Origin of the sequence: Bradyrhizobium sp. GCM10028915, assembly GCF_042666195.1 — a bacterium.
GTDB classification, from domain to species: domain Bacteria; phylum Pseudomonadota; class Alphaproteobacteria; order Rhizobiales; family Xanthobacteraceae; genus Bradyrhizobium; species Bradyrhizobium canariense_D.
The window spans coordinates 648,769-667,656 of sequence record NZ_JBHTFN010000065.1 but is presented as its reverse complement, the minus strand read 5'-3'; the positions used below and the strand labels follow the sequence as shown (position 1 = coordinate 667,656).

17 protein-coding genes and 1 pseudogene are annotated in these 18,888 nt (G+C 64.5%); 13 read left to right on the top strand and 5 right to left on the bottom strand.

Features of this window, described 5'->3' with window-relative positions:
- The first annotated feature begins 73 nt into the window (after window positions 1-73).
- The gene (locus ACFQX9_RS32840) at window positions 74-859 is read left to right on the top strand and encodes an IclR family transcriptional regulator C-terminal domain-containing protein (RefSeq protein WP_085349669.1); all 786 of its coding nucleotides are present in this window, start codon (window positions 74-76) and stop codon (window positions 857-859) included.
- Between the two features lie 90 nt (window positions 860-949).
- On the opposite strand, the gene ACFQX9_RS32835 is transcribed toward ACFQX9_RS32840, so the two are convergent.
- Together ACFQX9_RS32835 and ACFQX9_RS32830 are read right to left on the bottom strand one after the other, a co-directional pair.
- On the bottom strand, window positions 950-1,342 hold the full coding sequence (locus ACFQX9_RS32835; protein WP_018456047.1) for a group II truncated hemoglobin: 393 nt from the start codon (window positions 1,340-1,342) through the stop codon (window positions 950-952).
- Window positions 1,343-1,354: 12 nt separating this feature from the next.
- Window positions 1,355-2,275, bottom strand: a pseudogene (locus tag ACFQX9_RS32830) (helix-turn-helix transcriptional regulator); the annotation flags it as partial.
- Window positions 2,276-2,415: 140 nt separating this feature from the next.
- Here ACFQX9_RS32830 and ACFQX9_RS32825 point away from each other — a divergent pair.
- The 4 genes from ACFQX9_RS32825 to boxB all read left to right on the top strand — a co-directional run bounded on the left by ACFQX9_RS32825 (window position 2,416) and on the right by boxB (window position 8,152).
- Window positions 2,416-3,957 carry a benzoate-CoA ligase family protein gene (locus ACFQX9_RS32825; RefSeq protein WP_247295964.1) on the top strand — a complete coding sequence of 514 codons (1,542 nt, stop codon included), beginning with the start codon at window positions 2,416-2,418 and terminating at the stop codon, window positions 3,955-3,957.
- A 52-nt stretch (window positions 3,958-4,009) separates the two neighbouring features.
- Entirely contained in the window at window positions 4,010-4,831 is an 822-nt protein-coding gene (locus tag ACFQX9_RS32820) for an alpha/beta fold hydrolase (protein ID WP_085349672.1), read from the top strand.
- Window positions 4,832-4,903: 72 nt separating this feature from the next.
- Entirely contained in the window at window positions 4,904-6,592 is a 1,689-nt protein-coding gene (gene boxC, locus ACFQX9_RS32815) for a 2,3-epoxybenzoyl-CoA dihydrolase (RefSeq protein WP_377791560.1), read from the top strand.
- Between the two features lie 123 nt (window positions 6,593-6,715).
- Complete coding sequence (gene boxB / locus ACFQX9_RS32810; protein ID WP_026233075.1) at window positions 6,716-8,152, top strand: benzoyl-CoA 2,3-epoxidase subunit BoxB; 1,437 nt, start codon at window positions 6,716-6,718, stop codon at window positions 8,150-8,152.
- Between the two features lie 110 nt (window positions 8,153-8,262).
- Here boxB and ACFQX9_RS32805 read toward each other — a convergent pair whose 3' ends face one another.
- Complete coding sequence (locus ACFQX9_RS32805; RefSeq protein WP_377791558.1) at window positions 8,263-9,063, bottom strand: SDR family oxidoreductase; 801 nt, start codon at window positions 9,061-9,063, stop codon at window positions 8,263-8,265.
- A gap of 124 nt (window positions 9,064-9,187) precedes the next feature.
- Window positions 9,188-10,246, bottom strand: a complete 1,059-nt coding sequence (locus tag ACFQX9_RS32800; protein WP_085349676.1) for a polysaccharide deacetylase family protein — start codon at window positions 10,244-10,246, stop codon at window positions 9,188-9,190.
- 164 nt (window positions 10,247-10,410) lie between these two features.
- On the opposite strand from ACFQX9_RS32800, the gene ACFQX9_RS32795 reads away from it, so the two are divergent.
- The 4 genes from ACFQX9_RS32795 (at window position 10,411) to ACFQX9_RS32780 (ending at window position 13,744) form a co-directional block, all read left to right on the top strand.
- Window positions 10,411-11,805 carry an OmpA family protein gene (locus ACFQX9_RS32795; RefSeq protein WP_018456055.1) on the top strand — a complete coding sequence of 465 codons (1,395 nt, stop codon included), beginning with the start codon at window positions 10,411-10,413 and terminating at the stop codon, window positions 11,803-11,805.
- A gap of 2 nt (window positions 11,806-11,807) precedes the next feature.
- Window positions 11,808-12,104 carry a membrane protein gene (locus tag ACFQX9_RS32790; protein ID WP_018456056.1) on the top strand — a complete coding sequence of 99 codons (297 nt, stop codon included), beginning with the start codon at window positions 11,808-11,810 and terminating at the stop codon, window positions 12,102-12,104.
- 120 nt (window positions 12,105-12,224) lie between these two features.
- A complete protein-coding gene (locus ACFQX9_RS32785; protein WP_018456057.1) occupies window positions 12,225-12,815 on the top strand; it encodes a TetR/AcrR family transcriptional regulator in 591 nt (196 codons plus the stop codon).
- Window positions 12,812-13,744, top strand: coding sequence for a haloalkane dehalogenase (locus ACFQX9_RS32780; protein WP_377791557.1), 933 nt, complete (start codon window positions 12,812-12,814; stop codon window positions 13,742-13,744). Before ACFQX9_RS32785 ends, ACFQX9_RS32780 begins: the two co-directional genes overlap by 4 nt.
- 27 nt (window positions 13,745-13,771) lie before the next feature.
- Here ACFQX9_RS32780 and ACFQX9_RS32775 read toward each other — a convergent pair whose 3' ends face one another.
- Window positions 13,772-13,903, bottom strand: a complete 132-nt coding sequence (locus ACFQX9_RS32775; protein WP_256467754.1) for a hypothetical protein — start codon at window positions 13,901-13,903, stop codon at window positions 13,772-13,774.
- 350 nt (window positions 13,904-14,253) lie between these two features.
- Between ACFQX9_RS32775 and ACFQX9_RS32770 the strand changes: the two genes are divergently transcribed.
- The 4 genes from ACFQX9_RS32770 (at window position 14,254) to pstC (ending at window position 18,887) form a co-directional block, all read left to right on the top strand.
- The gene (locus ACFQX9_RS32770; protein WP_377791556.1) at window positions 14,254-15,309 is read left to right on the top strand and encodes a UPF0104 family protein; all 1,056 of its coding nucleotides are present in this window, start codon (window positions 14,254-14,256) and stop codon (window positions 15,307-15,309) included.
- Between the two features lie 33 nt (window positions 15,310-15,342).
- On the top strand, window positions 15,343-16,641 hold the full coding sequence (locus tag ACFQX9_RS32765) for an ATP-binding protein (RefSeq protein ID WP_018456062.1): 1,299 nt from the start codon (window positions 15,343-15,345) through the stop codon (window positions 16,639-16,641).
- Window positions 16,642-16,784: 143 nt separating this feature from the next.
- The gene (gene pstS / locus ACFQX9_RS32760; RefSeq protein ID WP_085358361.1) at window positions 16,785-17,798 is read left to right on the top strand and encodes a phosphate ABC transporter substrate-binding protein PstS; all 1,014 of its coding nucleotides are present in this window, start codon (window positions 16,785-16,787) and stop codon (window positions 17,796-17,798) included.
- Window positions 17,799-17,897: 99 nt separating this feature from the next.
- The gene (gene pstC, locus ACFQX9_RS32755; RefSeq protein ID WP_377791606.1) at window positions 17,898-18,887 is read left to right on the top strand and encodes a phosphate ABC transporter permease subunit PstC; all 990 of its coding nucleotides are present in this window, start codon (window positions 17,898-17,900) and stop codon (window positions 18,885-18,887) included.
- The last annotated feature ends 1 nt before the right edge of the window (window position 18,888 follow it).

The following is an 18,888-nucleotide window of genomic DNA, read 5'->3' as shown; positions in this document are numbered from 1 at the left end:
TTGAACGAATGGGCGAATTATGACATGCCTTGACGCGGCAGCAAGCACTATTTTGCAGGAATGACCCGACACCATGCCCAAGCTGAAGCGAAGCGAGAGCGACGAACGCGCGACGGATTTCGTCGAGAGCCTCGATCGCGGGCTGCGCCTGCTGCAATGCTTCGGCATCACGGCCGGCCCGATGACGCTGAGCGATCTCGCCCGTGCCGCTGAGCTTCCCCGCGCCACCGCGCGGCGCATGCTGTTCACGCTCCAGCGCGGCGGCTTCGTCAGTGGCGACGGGAAGCTGTTCTCGCTGACGCCACATGTGCTGACACTCGCCGCGTCGTATCTGCGGTCGAGCCAACTCGTCACGGTCCTGCAACCGGTGCTCGACCGCGTCGCGACAGCGGCCAACGAAATCTCCTCGCTCGCGGTGCTCGACGGCGATGAGGTCGTGTTCATCGCGCGCAGCAGTCCGGCGCGGATGTTCTCGGGCGGATTGGAAATCGGCTACCGGCTTCCGGCCTTCTGCACTTCGGTCGGCCGCGCCATGCTCGGTCAACTCGACGATGCCGAGCTTGCTGCGCGCCTGACGGCGACGAAGCGCGAAGCGCTGACGCCGCAGACGGTAACCGATCCCAAGGTGCTGCTCGCGCGCACCGTCGCCGATCGCGCGCAGGGCTATTCGCTGGTGGACCGCGAGGCCGAGCCGCATTTCCGCTCGATCTCGGTCCCCGTCCGCCGCTACGACGGCGTGATCGTCGCCGCCATTAACATGGGCGCGCACGTCGATCGCGTGCCGGCGCAGGAATTGATCGAGCGATTTTTGCCGCTGTTGCGTGAGGGCGCGGAGGCGGTGCGGTCGCAACTCTTGTAGCCCGGGTGAGCGAAGCGATACCCGGGAAAGTCATCGTGAAGACCCGGATGTCGCTTCGCTCATCCGGGCTACGCGCCCGTGCAAAAATCACTAGCGGTTGCGCATCCAGTCGGCGAGGCCGGACAACGCCTTGTCGAGGTCCTGCCGCGCTGCGGCGTCCACAACCGTCTCCTCCAGCGCACCGCGCATGCAGAGCATCCACGCGTCGCGCTCGGCATCGCCGATGGCAAAGCCGATGTGGCGCTGGCGCAGCCGCGGGTGGCCCTTCTCGACCGAATAGAGTTTCGGGCCGCCGGTCCATTCGGTGAGATAGCGCTTCAGCACATCCCTGATCAGGCCGAGGTCGTCCGCATGCATCGCGCGGATGATCTTCGCCTCCGGCAGCGTATCCATCCGGTCGTAGAAGCGATCGACCAGTCGATCGATCGTGGCGCTGCCGCCGATCCGCTCGAACATGGCGATTGCGACGTCGCTCTCGGTCATGGGAGTTCGGACCTACAGCGCGACGCTGCGCAGCCCGAAGCTGCGCGCTTCGTTCTGCAGCACCGGCCGGACCGCATCAACCAGGCGCGCCGCGGCGGCATCGACGGACAGCCCCGCCGTGTCGACCACCGCCGTCGCGCGCGCATATAGCGGCTCGCGGCTCAAGAGGATGTTGCGCAGCTCCGCCATCGCGGAGCGGTCGTCGGCCATCGGGCGCAAATCGCCCTGGCGGCGGACGCGGGCCATGTGCTCCTCGGGCTCGGCCTTCAGCCAGATCGTGTAGAACGACGACAGGATCTGGTCGAAGGTCAGAGGTTCGGAGACGATGCCGCCGCCGGTCGCCAGCACCATCAGCTCGTTGCGCGCGAGCAGCTGCTGCAGCGCCGCCTGCTCCATGCGGCGAAAGCCTTCCTGGCCATAGAGCGCGATGATCTCGGCGACCGACAGCCCGTTCTGCTGCTCGATCTCCTTGTTGAGCTCGACAAAGCTCCAGCCGACCTTCTTCGCCAGCATCCGCCCAAGCGTCGATTTGCCGGCGCCGCGCAGGCCGATTAGCGCGATGCCGCAGAACGGCGCGCGCCGCGGCGCGGAGGCGCTGCCGCCTGCGAGCAGATCTTTTGCTTGTGCGACCTGCGCCGGCGTCGCCTTGCGCAGGAGATCGCGAAACATCTGCCAGTCCGGGGTCGGATCGGCCGAGGGAAGCAGGTCTTCGAGATGCGCGCCCATCGCGTCGGAGACGCGGCGCAGCAGCACGATGGAGACGTTGCCCTTGCCGCTTTCGAGCTGCGCGATGTAGCGCTCCGATATTCCTGATACCTTAGCGAGCACCTTGCGCGACATGCCGCGCAGCGCGCGCATGGTGCGCACGCGCTGGCCGAGCTGTTCGAGAAATCGGGATTCGGCGTCGGGACTGTCGGTCATGGACTGCGGATCATGGGCCTGCTTGAGCGGATGTCTTCTTTTAAAGAGGTCCTGCGGCGCGTATTAATGAAACATAGTGCCTGCTGGCATTGACAGCAAGCCGAGGCGGTGTCTTTCTATGAATTATAATTCTAAATTCAGGGGAGAAGTCCGTGAGCGAGGGATCCTATAACGCGGTGACCTGGCTGCTCGACCGGAACGTCGAGGAGGGACGCGGCAACAAGCTCGCCTTCGACGACACCGTCTCACGCCTCACCTATGGCGAGCTCCAGCGCGAAACGCGGCGCGCCGCCAACATGCTGCGCCGGCTCGGGGGCCGCCGCGAAGAGCGCGTGGCCATGATCATGCTGGATACGGTCGACTTCCCGATCGTGTTTCTGGGCGCGATCCGCGCCGGCATCGTGCCGGTGCCGCTCAACACGCTGCTGACATCAGATCAATACGCCTACATCCTCGCCGATTGCCGCGCGCGCGTGCTGTTCGTCTCGGAAGCGCTCTATCCCGTCATCAAGGACGTCGTCGGCCGCATGCCGGATCTGGAGCATGTCGTGGTCTCCGGCGCCAAACAGAACGGCCACAAGCAGCTCGCCGAGGAGATTGCGGACGAGAGCGATCAGTTCACCACCGCCGCCACCCATTCCGACGAACCGGCATTCTGGCTGTATTCCTCAGGTTCGACCGGCATGCCCAAGGGCGTGCGGCACATCCATTCGAACATGCAGGCGACCGCGGACACTTATGCGAAGCAGGTGCTCGGCATTCGCGAGAACGACGTTTGTCTTTCCGCGGCAAAGCTGTTCTTCGCATATGGCCTCGGCAATGCGTTGACCTTTCCGATGTCGGTCGGCGCCAGCGTGGTGCTCAACAGCGAACGGCCGACGCCCGCACGCATGTTCGACCTGATGAACCGCTACAATCCCTCGATCTTCTACGGCGTGCCGACCCTGTTCGCGGCGATGCTCAACGACGAAGCGATGAAGAGCGAGCGCGGCGGCAAGTCGCTCCGCATCTGCACCTCGGCCGGCGAGGCGCTCCCGGAGTCCGTCGGCAACAGCTGGAGGGCGCGCTTCGGCGTCGATATTCTCGACGGCGTCGGCTCGACCGAGCTGTTGCACATCTTCCTGTCGAACGCGCCCGGCGACATCAAATACGGCTCCTCCGGCAAACCGGTGCCCGGCTATGCGGTGCGGCTTGTCAACGAGGCCGGACAGGATGTCGCCGACGGCGAGGTCGGCGAGCTCCTGGTCGATGCGCCCTCCGCCGGCGAGGGGTACTGGAACCAGCGCCACAAGAGCCGCCGCACGTTCGAGGGGCCGTGGACCCGCACCGGCGACAAATATGTCAGGGATTCCGAGGGCCGCTATACCTTCTGCGGCCGCGCCGACGACATGTTCAAGGTCTCTGGCATCTGGGTCTCGCCCTTCGAGGTCGAGAGCGCGCTGATCACGCATCCCGCCGTGCTGGAAGCTGCCGTCGTGCCCGAAGCCGATCCGGAAGGTCTGCTGAAGCCCAAGGCCTTCGTCGTGCTGCGCCCCGGCGCGACGACGGCGGGCCTGCAGGAGATGCTTAAGGATCACGTCAAGCAGAAGATCGGCCCGTGGAAATATCCGCGCTGGATCGACGTGGTGGATTCCTTGCCGAAGACGGCGACGGGGAAGATCCAGCGGTTCAAGCTGCGGGACGGGGCGAATTGACAACAGGTCGTCATGGCCGGGCTTGACGACGGAGAGAGAAGAGCGACAGAGCATGACCAACCTCGCCCCCACCGGCTTCCTCAGCATCGGCGACGCCAGCCTCGAATACAAATGGCTGGCGCCGCAATCCGCCGATGCACCGACCATCGTCATGCTGCATGAAGGCCTCGGCTCGGTCGGGCTCTGGGGTGACTTCCCCGAGAAGCTGCGAGAGGCGACCTCCGCCGGCATCTTCGTCTATTCGCGCGCGGGCTACGGCCAGTCGAGCAAGGTCGCGCTGCCGCGGCCGCTCGACTACATGCAGCGCGAGGCACTCGACGTGCTGCCGAAGATCCTCGACGCGATCGGCTTCAGGCGTGGCCTGCTGCTCGGCCATTCCGACGGCGCGTCGATCGCGACGATCTATGCCGGCGCGCATCAGGATCATCGCCTGAACGGCCTCGTACTGATCGCGCCGCATTTCATCGTCGAGGACATCTCGGTGAAGTCGATTGCGGACATCAAGACGGCATTTGAGACCACCGACCTGAAGGCAAAGCTCGCGCGCTGGCACACGGACGTCGACAACGCCTTCTACGGCTGGAACGCCGCCTGGCTCGATCCCAAATTCCGCGACTGGGATATCTCGGAATATCTCGCTTATATCCGCGTTCCCGTCCTGATCCTTCAAGGCGTGGACGACCAATACGGGACGCTGCGTCAGGCCGAGATCGCGCAGCAAGAATGCTATTGCCCGGTCGATTTGAAAGTCATGTCAGGCGCGGCGCATTCTCCGCATCGCGAAGCTCCGGGAGCGACGCTTCACGCGATTGAGCAATTTGCAGCAGCGGCCCTAGGAGAGGACATGCAACAAAATGCATGTATGGGCCGTTAAAGTCTAGACGCGCGCAACAATATGCATTATTGTGCATCTAACGGTAAACCAAGACGAACTCAAGGGTGGCCCATGGCCGAGGAAGATCGGCGCCTCGCAGGCGGCGCGACATTCATCGATTTCCAGACCGAGCCGTCCCGCTACCGGCACTGGAAGCTCGCGGTTGACGGTGACGTCGCCACCCTGACCATGGACGTCGACGAGAATGGCGGCCTGTTCGAGGGCTATCTGCTCAAGCTCAATTCCTACGATCTCGGCGTCGACATCGAGCTTGCCGACGCGGTCCAGCGCCTGCGCTTCGAGCACCCCGAGGTGAAGGTCGTGGTGATGCGCTCGGCCAAGAACCGCGTGTTCTGCGCCGGCGCCAACATCCGCATGCTCGCCGGCTCGACGCATGCCCACAAGGTCAATTTCTGCAAGTTCACCAACGAGACCCGCAACGGCATGGAAGACTCGTCGGAGAATTCCGGCCAGCGCTTTATCACCGTCGTGAACGGCTCGGCCGCCGGCGGCGGCTATGAGCTCGCGCTCGCCACCGACTACATCATGCTTGCCGATGACGGCGCGTCCGCCGTCGCCTTGCCCGAAGTGCCGCTGCTCGCGGTGCTGCCGGGCACCGGCGGCCTCACGCGTGTGGTCGACAAGCGCAAGGTGCGCCGCGATCACGCCGATTTCTTCTGCACCATCGAAGAAGGCGTGAAGGGCAAGCGCGCCGTGCAATGGCGCCTGGTCGACGAGATCGCGCCGAACAGCAAGCTCGAAGGCAAGGTTGCCGAGCGCGCCAGGGAATTCGCCCAGGCCTCGAAGCGCAAGGGCAGCGGCAAGGGCATCGCGCTGACGCCGCTCAAGCGCATCATCGATGAGACGAGCATCCGCTACGGCTTTGTCACCGTCGACATCGACCGCGCCGCCCGCATCGCCACGATCTCGATCAAGGCGCCTGAAGCCGCGCCGCCCGCCGATATCGACGGGATGATGGCGCAGGGTGTCGCGTTCTGGCCGCTCCAGGTCGCGCGCGAACTCGACGACGCCATCCTGCATCTGCGTATCAACGAGCTCGAGATCGCGATGCTGGTGTTCAAGAGTCACGGCGACCGCGCCCGTGTGCTCGCCTGCGACGCCTTCCTCGAAGCCAACAAGGCGCACTGGCTGGTCAACGAAATCAGGCACTACTGGAAGCGTGTCTTGAAGCGCATCGACGTCACCTCGCGCACGCTGGTGACGCTGGTCGAGCCCGGCTCCTGCTTCGCCGGCACGCTCGCCGAGCTCGTCTTCGCCGCCGACCGTTCCTACATGCTGATCGGCACGCGCCAGGGCGACAACCGCCCGCCGCCGTCGATCGAACTGTCAGCGATGAATTTTGGCCCGTATCCGATGAGCCATGGCCTGACGCGGCTTCAGTCGCGCTTCCAGGCCGATCCGTCCGATGTGGAACGCGCGGAAGCCACGACGGGCACCGCGCTGGACGCCGAGCAGGCCGAAGAGCTCGGTCTCGTCACCTTCGCACTCGACGACATCGACTGGGACGACGAGGTCCGCGTGTTCCTGGAGGAGCGCGCCAGCTTCTCGCCCGACAGCCTCACCGGCATGGAAGCCAACCTGCGCTTCGTCGGCCCCGAGACGATGGAATCGAAGATCTTCTCGCGCCTCACCGCGTGGCAGAACTGGATCTTCCAGCGCCCCAACGCGGTCGGCGAGGAAGGCGCGCTGCGCCGCTACGGCAGCGGCCAGAAGCCGAAATTCGATATGACGCGAGTGTAGAGCGCGAATGGTGAGTGGCGAATAGCGAATAGAGACGTCATTCGCCTCGCTATTCGCGATCCCACAATTCGATGCCCGCGATTTAATGAACTAGTCCCACACGGGAGGTCTTCCATGAACATCATGAACGTCGACTACTCGACCAAGATTCCGAACAACGTCAATTTGGCCGAAGACCGCCAGGTGCTCAAGGCGCTGGAAGGCTGGCATCCCGGCTACATGGACTGGTGGAAAGACATGGGGCCGGAAGGCTTCCAGGAATCGCTGGTGTACTTGCGCACCGCCTATTCGGTCGATCCGCGCGGCTGGGCCAAGTTCGACTATGTGCGGATGCCCGAGTATCGCTGGGGCATTCTCCTTGCTCCCCAGGAAGAGAACCGCGTCGTGCCGTTCGGCGAGCATTTTGGCGAGCCGGCCTGGCAGGAAGTCCCGGGCGAGTATCGCGCCATGCTGCGCCGTCTGATCGTGATCCAGGGCGACACCGAGCCCGCCTCCGTCGAGCAGCAGCGCCATCTCGGCAAGACCGCGCCCTCGCTGTACGACATGCGCAATCTGTTCCAGGTCAATGTCGAGGAAGGCCGTCACCTCTGGGCGATGGTGTACCTGCTGCAAAAGTACTTTGGTCGCGACGGACGTGAAGAGGCCGACGATTTGTTGCGCCGCCGCTCGGGCGACGCCGACTCGCCGCGCATGCTGGGCGCCTTCAACGAGGCGACGCCGGACTGGCTGTCCTTCTTCATGTTCACCTACTTCACCGACCGCGACGGCAAGATGCAGCTGCACTCGCTTGCGCAGTCCGGCTTCGATCCCCTGTCGCGCACCTGCCGCTTCATGCTGACGGAAGAAGCGCACCACATGTTCGTCGGCGAGACCGGCATCACCCGCGTCGTGCAGCGCACCTGCGATGCGATGCGCGAAGCCGGCATCACCGATCCCACCGACATCGCGAAGGTCCGCGCGCTCGGCGTGATCGACCTGCCGACCATTCAGAAGAAGCTGAACCTGCACTATACGCTGTCGCTCGATCTGTTTGGCTCGGAAGTCTCGACCAACGCGGCGAACGCCTTCAACACCGGCATCAAGGGCCGCTATCACGAGACCCAGATCGACGACGATCATCAGCTCAAGAACGCCACCTATCCGGTGCTGAAGTTCATCGACGGCGAGATCAAGCTCGTCGACGAGCCGGCGCTGACCGCGCTCAACATGCGCCTGCGCGACGATTACAGCCAGGATTGCGTCAAGGGCATGCTGCGCTGGAACAAGGTGATCTCGACCGCGGGCTACCAGTTTCAGCTCAAGCTGCCCAACGTCGCCTTCCACCGCCATATCGGCGAGTTCAAGGGCATCCACGCGACGCCCGACGGCATTTTGATCGACGATGCCACCTGGGCGAAGCGCAAGGACGAATGGCTGCCCTCGACCGCGGACGGCGACTTCATCACCTCGCTGATGCAGCCCGTCACCGAGACCGGCCAGTTCGCCTCCTGGATCTCACCGCCGAAAGTCGGCATCGACAACAAGCCCGGCGATTTCGAATATGTGAGGATCGAGTCGTAAGGGCCGCCAGCGAGGCGCGACGGCCGCGCTACATACTCACCTGTCGTCCCGGCGAAGGCCGGGACGACACCGGAGTGTGAGGTGAGGGCGTCGTGCTGACGCGCCCCCGCCTACCCCGCGATCTCCAGCCCCGCGTTCGCGTACACCACGCCGCCATCCACCGTGATGGTGTTGCCGACCACGTAGTCACCCGCGCGCGAGGCGAGATAGATCGCCACGCCCGCCATGTCCTCGTCGGTTCCGATCCGCCGCGCCGGAATGCGCTTGGCGACCTCGTCCGAATGGTCGCGCGCAGCCCGGTTCATGTCGGACTTGAACGCGCCGGGCGCGATCGCGGTGACGTTGACGTTGTCCTTGATCAGTTTCGTCGCCATGCGCCGCGTCAAATGGATCACCGCGGCCTTGCTCGCGGCATAGGAGTAGGTCTCGCCGGGATTGATGAAAATGCCGTCAACCGAGGCGATGTTGATGACCTTGGCGGGCCGCTCATGCGAAGCCGCCGCGCGCAGCGGCTTGGCCAGCGCCTTGGTCAGGAAGAACAGCGACTTGACGTTGAGGTCCATCACCTTGTCCCAGCCGCTTTCGGGGAATTCGTCGAACTCCGCGCCCCAGGCAGCCCCTGCATTGTTGACGAGGATGTTGAGCTTCGGCTCCAGCTTGATGATTTCGCCAGCGAGCCTGTCGCAGCCGTCGACGGTCGAGATGTCGATCGGCAGCGCGATGCACTCACCGTCATATCGGCCTGACAGCTCTCTCGCGGTGGCCTCGCAAGGTCCTGCCTTGCGCGCGGTGATGTAGACCTTCGCGGCTCCCGCGCTGAGAAATCCCGCCGCGATCATCTTGCCGATGCCGCGCGAACCACCGGTCACCAGCGCGACGCGGCCTTTGAGCGAGAACAGATCGTTGAACATGGTGCCTCCCTTGGTGTTTGGCGACGTTTTGAGCGGGGTAGGGAGGGGAGTCAAGGAAAGTGCCGCATCGTCGTCCTGGCTTTCGCCATGCGACGTCTGAGTTCGGGCAGCCAAGACGGAGAGATTAAGCCGCCGCGATCCTGCGGAAGCCGTTCCACATCGCGGTCGCGGCGCCCGAGGTCAGCACCGGCAGAATCCGCGTGTCCTGGTAATTGCCGTTGAGCGAGACCCGTGGCAGCGCCGTCATGCGGCCGGCGTTTTCGGCGAACAGCATGCCGGGCCGCGTCGTCACCGCGGTCTTGAAGCCGGCGGATGCAGCGAGCACGAATTCACGCTCGCCCGCCGCCTCGCGATCGCCATAGGGATAGGCCAGATGTTGAACGTTGCGGCCGAGCGCCTGCTCGATCCGCGCGCGGCTCACGGCCATCTCCTGCGTGGCGATCGCTTCGCTTTGCTTGGCGAGATTGCAATGGCTGACGGAATGCGCGCCGATCGTGACCAGGGGATCGGCGGCAAATGTCTTCACCTCGTCCCAGGACAGGCAGAGGCTGCGGCACAGCGCGGCCATGTCGACGCCGTACTTCGTGCAGAGCGCCTCGATCTCGCGCTTGAGATCGTGCTCGCCGGGCAGTGCGCGCAACCAGTCGTGCAGGCGATCGAACGCCACCTGCTTGGCGGCTGGCGTCGTCGCATCGAGCCGCAGCGCGGCATTGCCGATCGTCACCTCGATCTGCTCGGTCTTGGCGATCACGGCCTCCAGCGCCTCCCACCACAGCCGGCCCGTCCCCTCCGCGAAATCGCTGGCGACATAGACCGCCAAGGGCGCGTCAAATTCGCGCAGAACTGGCAGCGCAAAATCGAGATTGTCGCGATAGCCATCGTCGAGCGTGAAGGCGGCGAAGCGGCGGTCGAACCGGCGCCGCACCAGTCGCTCATGCAGCTCGTCCATGCTGACGATGTCGATCTCGCGCGCGCGCAGGTGGCGCAGTGTGGCACGCAGGAATTCGGGGGTGACTTCGAGATGCCGGTTCGGCTGGAACGCCGCGCCGCGGGCCGGCCGCACGTGATGCAGCATGAATATGGCGCCGACGCCCGACAAAAGCGGGCGCAACAGGTGGTGGGCGCCGCTGAAATAGAGTGCTTCCAGCCCGGCGCGGATGACGTTGTTACGGAGTTGTTTCATGACCCGCTGGCGGACTTTGGCATTCCGCTTTCAACTTACGGAAGAACCCTTGAAGAAAAAGTTATTCCAATTGTCCAGGCCCGGCCTTCGGAAGGGCGTCATTTCCGGTTTGACAGCCTGCCAAGGGTTTGTTTTGTCTCCGGTTCCAGAGTTCGGGTCGTCGAATGCACAAGCTTTTCAGGTGGGCCAGCAAATGGTGGCCGGGGCTGATCCCCCTGGCCGTCATGTGGGGATTTGCGGCCTGGAATAACACTTTGCCGGTCGAGGCGGACCTTTCCGCCCGCAGCTCGGCGGCGCTAAAGGATACCGTTCTGGACAAGACCCGGATCGCGGTGGACGGCCGCGACGTCAGCCTGGCTGCGGACGCGTTTTCCGAGGAGGGGCGCCGCGACGCTGTTGTGGCGGTCGAGACCGTCCCCGGCGTGCGCCTGGTCGACGACCGGACCCGCCTCGTGCCCGAGGCAAAGCCCTTCGTCTGGAACGCCGAGCGCGACGTGGTGCGGGTGACGCTGTCAGGCTCCGCGCCCCTGCCGTCGATGAAGGGCCGCCTGACCGAGGCGGCCCGCAAGGAGGTCGGCGGCACCGAGGTGGCCGATCAGATGGGTTTGGCCCGCGGCGCACCGCCGCGGTTCGAGGCGGCTGCGATGCTGCTGCTCGACCAGATCGGCAAGCTCAAGGACGGCAAGATCACGATCACAGACACCAAAGTCACTCTGTCAGGGATGGCGCGCGATCTCGGCGGCCGCGAAGCGGTCGCAGCGGCCCTTAAAAACCTGCCCGAGGGCTTTTCGATCGCCGCCAACGATGTCAAGGCGCCGCCTTACGTGTTCCAGGCTTACAAGGATCCGGTGGCCGCGACGGTGACGCTGACCGGCTATGTTCCCGACAACAATGTCCACGCGGCCATCGCCACCAGCGCGTCGCGGAAATTCTTCAACGAAAAGGTTGTCGACAATCTCAAGGCCAGCGTCGGCGCGCCCGGCTCCTTCAGCCCCGCCGTGGTCGCAGCGCTCGGCGCGCTGTCGCGACTGTCGACCGGCACGCTCGTCGTGTCCGACCGCGAGGTGAAGCTGTCGGGCGATGCGCTCTATGAAGGTGCCGCCAACGACATCCGCGCAGGCCTCGGCAAGGATTTTCCGAAAAACTGGCAGTACAAGCCGGAAATCACGGTGAAACCCGCGGCCGGGCCGGTCGACGGCACCGTGTGCCAGCAATTGTTCTCCGAGCTCTTGGCCAAGGCCAAGATTCGCTTCGGGGCGAAGCGCGCCGAGATCGATCCGGATTCCGCCGGCATTCTTGATCATCTGATCGAGACGGCATTGCGATGTCCCACCACCAATATCGAGGTCGCCGGGCATACCGATGCCGACGGCGAGGATTCCTTCAACCAGGCACTGTCGGAGAAGCGCGCGAAGGCGGTGATCGACTACCTGGTCAAGGCCGGCTTGCCTGGCAACCGGTTCACCGCGGTCGGCTACGGCAGCACGCAGCCCGTCGCCGGCAATGACAGCGAAGACGCCAAGGCGCAGAACCGCCGCATCGAATTTCTGGTGAGGTGACGATGCCCTATCTCGTCTCGTTCCATCTGGGCTGGCTGATCGGCTCGCTGCTGCTCGGCTTCTGCATGGGCTGGATCTCGGTGGTCCAACGCGGCAACGGCACCTCGAAGGTGACCGCGCGCTGGCTCGCCGTGCTTGTTGCCGGCCTGGTCGCGGCCTCGTTCGCGCATGTGGTCCCCGGTCGCTTCGGCTACTGGCTCGACCTCGGCCTGGTCATGTTCGCCTGCTACCTCGTCGGCGGCGGCATCGGCGCCTGGCTGCGCGACCGTGTGGTCGCGCGCAGCATGCCACCGGCCTGAGCGGCTGAGCTGAGAGGCAAACGCGCGCCCGCTATCGCGCTCATCAACTTGCGCTGCTATCAGATTTCCAGGGCGACAAAGCGCGCTTGAAAATAATACGTACGTACGTATTATAACGCCATGCCCAAGCCCTCGCTCAAAGACGCCATTCTCGACGCCGGCCTGAAGGTCATGTTTCGGACCGGCTATCACGGCACCAGCGTGCGCGACGTCACCACTGCTGCGGGCGCGCCGCAGGGGTCCTTCACCAATCATTTCCGCTCCAAGGAAGCGTTCGCCTCCGAGGTGCTCGACCGCTACTTCGAGATCACAAGGGGGCTGGTCGCCGAGGCGCTCGACGACACCTCGCTGACCCCGCGGGCTCGGCTGAAGCGCTACCTGGACATCATCATTGGCCGGCTCGAAGCGGACGGCTACGGCCGCGGCTGTCTGATCGGCGATCTCAGTCTGGAGGCGACCGGCAGCAGCGAGATGCTGCGCGCGCGCCTTGCGGCCATCTTTGCTGAATGGCGCATGCCGTTCGCCGCCTGCATCAGGGATGCCCAAACCAGCGGCGAGATCGCATCCGATTTCGAGCCCGAGGAGCTCGCAGACTTCCTGCTCGCGTCCTGGCAGGGCGCGATCCTGCGCATGAAGGTCGACCGCAATCCCAAAGCGCTCGAACGTTTCAAGAGCATCGCATTCCAAACCGTGTTCAAGGAGCTGACATGACCAAGCAGATCGACATCAAGATTCGCAAAGCGTCCGTCCTCGGAAGCAGCATGGCCTATCGTGAGGCAGGCGCGCAGAACGCGCCGGTCGCGCTCTTCCTGCACGGCAATCCGACGTCCTCGCACATCTGGCGCAACATCATGCCGGCGGTGTCACCGGTCGCGCATTGCCTCGCGCCCGACAACATCGGCTTCGGTCAGTCCGACAAGCCCGGCATCGCGTACCGCTTCTTCGATCACGTCCGCTATCTCGATGCCTTCATCGAACAGCGCGGCATTACGTCGGCCTATCTCATTGCGCAGGATTGGGGCACAGCGCTCGCATTTCATCTTGCGGCGCGCCGGCCGGATTTCGTGCGCGGGCTCGCCTTCATGGAGTTCATCCGTCCGATGCCGACCTGGCAGGACTTCCACGACACCGAGGTTGCCGCGGAGCAGGAGCATGCCGAGGCGGCGCGGGCGGCCTTCCGCAAATTCAGGACGCCGGGCGAGGGCGAGGCGATGATCCTCGAGGCGAATGCCTTCGTCGAGCGTGTGCTGCCGGGCGGCATCGCCCGCAAGCTCAGCGATGACGAGATGGCGCCCTATCGCGCGCCGTTTCCAACACCAGAGAGCCGCCGGCCCGTTCTTGCACTTCCGCGCGAACTGCCGATCGCAGGCGAGCCCGCTGACGTTTATCAGGCTCTGCAGTCCGCGCATGCAGCGCTGGCCGCGTCGTCCTATCCAAAGCTCCTGTTCACCGGCGAGCCCGGAGCTCTGGTCTCACCGGAATTTGCCGAACGGTTTGCAGCCTCCCTGAAGCACTGCGCGCTGGTTCGTCTCGGCGCCGGCCTGCATTTCCTCCAGGAGGATCACCCCGAGGCGATCGGGCGCTCCGTCGCCGGCTGGATCGCGGGCATCGAGGCAGTGCGCCCGCAGCTTGCGGCCTGAGCAGAACGCTACCTCCGAACGACGTGCTCATCGCGGCCGCTGGCGGGCGGCCGCAATGACGTCTGTGATGTCGCAGTGCAACCGGATGATCGAGCGCGAGCCGTCGGCCACGTAATCGTGCGCGCCGCAGCGGCCGCGCGCGGCGCGACCCTCTTTCAACAGCGAAATCCCGCCCATAGATTGATTTCGACTTAAGCCGTGACGGAACATTGTACGGCCGAAATCATCAAAACTTCATGGCGTCTGCGCCAGGATGGCCATGGAGATTCGCGTCAGGCTTGCCGCCGAAAGCGCCAAACCGTGCATCAGGAGCCCGCAACCTGCCTAAAACCTTGAAGCCACGACTTTTTGTTCGAATTGTCGAATTCCACTCCGCCCCAAAACGCGCTAGTGGAGGGGCAGGGGGCATGCGCGATGCCGGAGCCGCCGGCGAGGATTCGTCGGGTGCCTGCGTGTCGTCCGCCTGTTCGCCGGCCACCCTGGCCGCTGAAGCGTTGTTCGAGGTTTAGATGCTGGAAGCCATACGCAGGGCGATGTCGTTTCTGCGCCAGAAGCAAATCCTGCATAAGCTTGGAGTTGTGATCAGCGTCGCGGTCATCGGCATCGCTTGCTATGTGCTCTACCACATGCTGCGCGGCATCGATGTCAACGAAGTCCTCGAAGCGATCAAGAGCACCGAGCCGAGCCAGATCGCGATGGCGGCGCTGTTCGTCGCTGCGGGCTATTTCACGCTGACCTTCTACGACCTGTTCGCCGTGCGCGCGATCGGCCATCCCCACGTGCCCTATCGGATTAACGCGCTCGCTGCCTTCACCAGCTATTCGATCGGCCACAATGTCGGCGCCAGCGTCTTCACCGGCGGCGCGGTGCGCTACCGCATCTATTCCGCCTACGGCCTGAACGCGATCGACGTCGCAAAGATCTGCTTCCTCGCCGGCCTGACCTTCTGGCTCGGCAATGCCGCGGTGCTGGGCCTCGGCATCTCCTATCATCCGGAAGCCGCGGCCTCGATCGACATGCTTCCGCCCTGGCTGAACCGGATGCTGGCGATGATGATCATCGTCGGACTGATCGCTTACGTGGTCTGGGTCTGGACCCAGCCGCGCATGGTCGGCCGCGGGCCCTGGACCGTGATGCTGCCGGGCGGCCCGCTGACGCTGCTCCAGATCGCGATCGGCATCATCGATCTCGGCTTCTGCGCGCTCGCGATGTACGTGCTGGTCCCTGACGAGCCCAATCTCGGTTTCGTGGTGGTCGCGGTGATCTTCGTCTCGGCCACGCTGCTCGGCTTTGCCAGCCATTCGCCCGGAGGCCTTGGCGTGTTCGACGCGGCGATGCTGGTCGGGCTCTGGCAGATGGACCGCGAGGAGCTGCTGGGCGGGATGCTGCTGTTCCGCGTCCTCTATTATCTGTCCCCTTTCGTCATTTCTGTAATCTTGCTGACGTTTCGCGAAGTTATCATCGGCGCGCGATCGAAGCGCCTGCAGCAGGCGGCGCTCAAGCTCGACCCCGGCCCCGCGCCTGAAGCCGCTTACGTGAGAAAGCGCAGCGACAGCGGCGCCTGACCGGCGCAAGGCCTTTTGGAGAAGCCCGCCCCGATGGCGATCGACGCCCCAACTTCTCCCTCCTCCCCGCCCTGGTCCGACCGGCTGCGGCACTCGACCGTCATCCTGATCGCCGCGGCGCTCGCGCTATCCGTGGTGGTCTCGCTGGGGGAATTATCGGCGCTGCATGCGATTGCGGTGTTCCTCTGCATCGCGGCCGCAGCGCTGATCCCGTGGCGCCTGCACGATACCGCCGCCTCGCGCGAAGAGACCCGCCGCGTCAACCCGGTCGAGAGCGCGGCGGTCGCCGCAGTGGTCGCCGGCATGCCCGATCCCGCGGTCCTGCTCGACCGCGCCGGCCGCGTCATCCATCTCAACGCCGCAGCCGCCCAGCTCGCGCCGGCACTGCGCCGGAATGAGCTCGCCCAGTTCGCGCTGCGCTCGCCCGAGATCATCACGGCGCTGCGCGAGTCGATCGCGACCACCGAGCCGCGGCGCGCGACCTATCTCGACCATGTCCCGGTCGACCGCTGGATGGAGCTGACCATCACGCCGGTGCCGGTGCCGACCACCTTTGGCGGCGCCGACAAATGCATGCTGATGACCTTTCACGACCAGACGCCGCTGCGCCGGGTCGAGGAAATGCGGGCCGATTTCGTCGCCAATGCCAGCCACGAGCTGCGCACGCCGCTGGCCGCGCTGTCCGGCTTCATCGACACGCTCCAGGGCCAGGCCAAGGACGATCCCAAGGCGCGCGAGCGCTTCCTCGGCATCATGCACAACCAAGCCACCCGGATGGCGCGCCTGATCGACGATCTCTTGTCGCTGTCGCGGGTGGAGCTGTCGGCCCATGTGCGGCCCGACACCCTGGTCGACCTGCTGCCGATCATCTTGCAGGTCGCCGATGGGCTCGAACCGCTGGCGCGGGAACGCCAGGTCGAGGTCGAGACCCAGCTGCCCGAGACCCCGGTGCTGATCGCGGGGGACCGCGAGGAGTTGCTCCGCCTGTTCGAGAATTTGATCGAGAACGCGCTCAAATACGGCGCCTCCGGTGGACGCATTATCGTGTCGCTGATATCAGGCGCGGCCCCTGATGGAACTCAGGAAATCCGTGTGCTGGTCCGGGATTTCGGCCCCGGCATCGCGCCGGAGCACCTGCCGCGGCTGACCGAGCGCTTCTACCGGGTCGATGTCGGCGACAGCCGCTCGCAGGGCGGCACCGGCCTGGGATTGTCGCTGGTGAAACATATTCTTAACCGTCATCGCGGCCGGCTTTTGATCGAAAGCGTGCCCAAACAGGGCGCCACTTTCACCGCCTGTTTTCCCCAGGGCAAGCCTGCGGCTCTGAGCTAAATTCCAGCGATTTCAGCTGCTTAACACTGTCATCCGACTGTCACCAAACCTTCGTAAAAGCTCAGCTGTCCGCTCCTAAAGGGGCGGCACGGGGAGCGCGATCGGGCGCGGATGGCGCTTCGCTCCCCTGTATGGAGACCAGCATGAATTTCCTCAAAACACTCGTCGCTGCTGGCATGGTCGCCGCATCGACGACGGCGGCCTTTGCTGCCGACATCACCGGAGCCGGCGCGACGTTCCCGTTCCCGATCTATTCCAAATGGGCCGACGCCTACAAGAAGGAGACCGGCAACGGTCTGAACTACCAGTCGATCGGCTCCGGCGGCGGCATTAAGCAGATCCAGGCCAAGACCGTGACCTTCGGCGCCAGCGATGCGCCGCTCAAGGCCGAGCAGCTCGAGAAGGACGGCCTCGTCCAGTGGCCGATGGTGATGGGTGCCATCGTGCCCGTCGTCAACATCGAGGGCGTGAAGCCCGGTGAACTGGTGTTCGACGGCGAGACGCTGGCCAGCATCTATCTCGGCAAGATCACCAAATGGGACGACGCCGCGATCAAGAAGCTCAACCCGAACGTGAAGCTGCCCTCGGAGGCCATCACCGTGGTCCGCCGTTCGGACGGTTCGGGCACCACCTTCAACTTCACCAACTACCTCGCCAAGGCCAGCGCGGATTGGAAGAGCAAGGTCGGTGAGGGTACCGCGGTCGAGTGGCCGGTCGGCGTCGGCGCCAAGGGCAATGAAGGCGTGTCCGGCAACATCAGCCAGACCAAGAACTCGATTGGCTATGTCGAGTACGCCTATGCCAAGCAGAACAAGCTGACCTACACCGGTCTCATCAACAAGGCCGGCAAGCCTGTGCAGCCCACCGTCGAAGCCTTCCAGGCGGCCGCCTCCAACGCCGACTGGGCCAAGGCTCCCGGCTACTACGTCATCCTGACCGACCAGCCCGGCGAGAAATCCTGGCCGATCACGGCGGCGACCTTCATCCTCATGCACAAGGACGCCACCGACAAGGCGGCCTCGCAGGAAGCCATCAAATTCTTCCGCTGGGCCTTCAAGAGCGGCGGCAAGGCGGCTGAAGAGCTCGACTACATCCCGATGCCGGATCCGGTCGTTCAGCTGATCGAGAAGACCTGGGCTGCCGACATCAAGAGCTAGGTTCGCGACGCTCGTGCCCCCGGATGCGCTGCGCTGCATCCGGGGCACGGACCAACAAAAAACGTATACTATCTGGTACAGGGGATCGGCGTGGCAGAGATGGCCGTTCAGAGCGATGTAATCGACGACGCCGGACCGTATAACCGCGCCAAGGCCTTGAGCGCGTTCAAGCTCGGCGACGTTACCTTCTACTGGATTACGCGGCTCTCCGCGATCTCGGTGCTTCTGATCCTCGGCGGCATCATCATTTCGCTGATCGTCGGCGCTTTCCCGGCGATGAAAGAATACGGCGTCTCCTTCCTGTGGACGCAGCGCTGGGCGCCCTCCGCAGATCCGCCGGTGCTCGGCGCGCTCGGGCCGATGTACGGCACGCTCGTCACCTCCTTCATCGCGATGCTGATCGCCATTCCCGTGGGTCTCGGCATTGCGATCTTCCTCACCGAGCTCTGCCCGCAATGGCTGCGCCGCCCGATCGGCATGGCAATCGAGCTGCTCGCCGGTATTCCCTCGATCATCTACGGCATGTGGGGCTTCTTCGTGTTGGGTCCGTTCCTGGCCAACACGTTCCAGCCCTTCATGATCAAGATCTTCGACGGCGTTCCCGTGCTGGGCGCGATCTTCGCAGGTCCCCCGTCCTATCTCAGCCTGTTCAATGCCGCGCTGATCCTTGCCATCATGGTGCTGCCCTTCATCACCTCGATCTCGGTCGACGTGTTCAAGACGGTGCCTCCGGTCCTGAAGGAAGCCGCCTACGGCGTCGGCTGCACCACATGGGAAGTCGTCCGCAGCGTGGTGATCCCCTACACCCGGGTCGGCGTCATCGGCGGCATCATGCTGGCGCTGGGCCGCGCGCTCGGCGAGACCATGGCGGTGACCTTCATCATCGGCAACTCGTTCCGGATCTCGTCATCGATCTTTGCGCCGGGCACCACGATCTCGGCGGCGATCGCATCCGAGTTCGCCGAGAGCGACGGCCTGCACCAGTCCGGTCTGATCCTGCTCGGCCTCCTGCTGTTCGTGCTGACGTTCTTCGTGCTCGCAGCGGCGCGGTTGATGCTGATGCGGCTGGAAAAGAAGGCGGGGAATTAGC